Source organism: Streptomyces alkaliphilus (assembly GCF_014141535.1).
Lineage (GTDB): Bacteria > Actinomycetota > Actinomycetes > Streptomycetales > Streptomycetaceae > Streptomyces > Streptomyces alkaliphilus.
Window position 1 is genome coordinate 1 of sequence record NZ_VKHT01001559.1, and the last position, 729, is coordinate 729.

Genomic DNA, 729 nt, shown 5'->3' on the forward strand with positions numbered 1-729 from the left:
CGAACGTGGTCTTGCCCACACCGAACCCACCGGCGACCACGATCTTCGCCGAAGTCGTGGAACGAGCCGGAGCCGCCCCGGCCGCACCGCTAGAGCTTGCGAAGTCCACTGAGCACCCTTTCGAGCAGCGTCACGTCCGGCTGGCCGGCCGAATCGCCGTCTCCCGGCTGATGAATGGCGACCAACCCGGCCTCCGCCAGATCGGCGACGAGGATCCGGGCCACACCAAGGGGGATGGAGAGCAACGCGGAGATCTCCGCGACCGACTTGACCTCCGGAAGACAGAGCTGACAGATCCGCTGGTGCTCGGGGAGCAGTCCCTGGAGCTGCACCGGTTCGGCACTGGTGCTCACCAGGGCCTCGATCGCCAACTGGTACCGGGGACGCGTCCGCCCCCCGGTCATGGCGTAAGGACGCACCAACGGCTGTTCGCCCTCGTCGTCATAGGCACCGCCATGGCGGTCACCGTACGAGCCCTGCGACGGTGGCGGGGTGGTCATAGCTCCTCCGGAGGTGACATGAGATCGGCGTTGCGAGTCGTGTGCCTGACGGCCTGATTGGTGCTCATGTGGGGGGAGCGTTCGGTTCAGTTGAGCAGACTACCCTGGAGTTCGGCGCGGAGATCAGGCGTCAGAACCGCACCCGCACGGTCCACCAACAACGCCATCTCATACCCCACCAGACCGATGTCGGCATCCGGATGCGCCAACACCGCCAACGAGGAACCAT

Annotated in this window: 1 protein-coding gene and 2 pseudogenes; all 3 read right to left on the reverse strand. The window is 66.0% G+C overall.

Annotated features, from left to right (window positions below; translation table 11 throughout):
• Positions 1 to 109, reverse strand: a pseudogene (locus tag FNQ90_RS25660) (ATP-binding protein); the annotation flags it as partial.
• Entirely contained in the window at positions 90 to 500 is a 411-nt protein-coding gene (locus FNQ90_RS25665; protein WP_143624019.1) for a DUF742 domain-containing protein, read from the reverse strand. The gene FNQ90_RS25665 and the pseudogene FNQ90_RS25660, both read right to left, overlap by 20 nt.
• An 86-nt stretch (positions 501 to 586) precedes the next feature.
• Positions 587 to 729: pseudogene (locus FNQ90_RS25670) on the reverse strand (roadblock/LC7 domain-containing protein); the annotation flags it as partial.

What these genes read in the sequence shown, in the direction of transcription:
- FNQ90_RS25665 (WP_143624019.1), bottom strand. Translation starts at nt 500, where the DNA reads ATGACCACCCCGCCACCGTCGCAGGGCTCGTACGGTGACCGCCATGGC.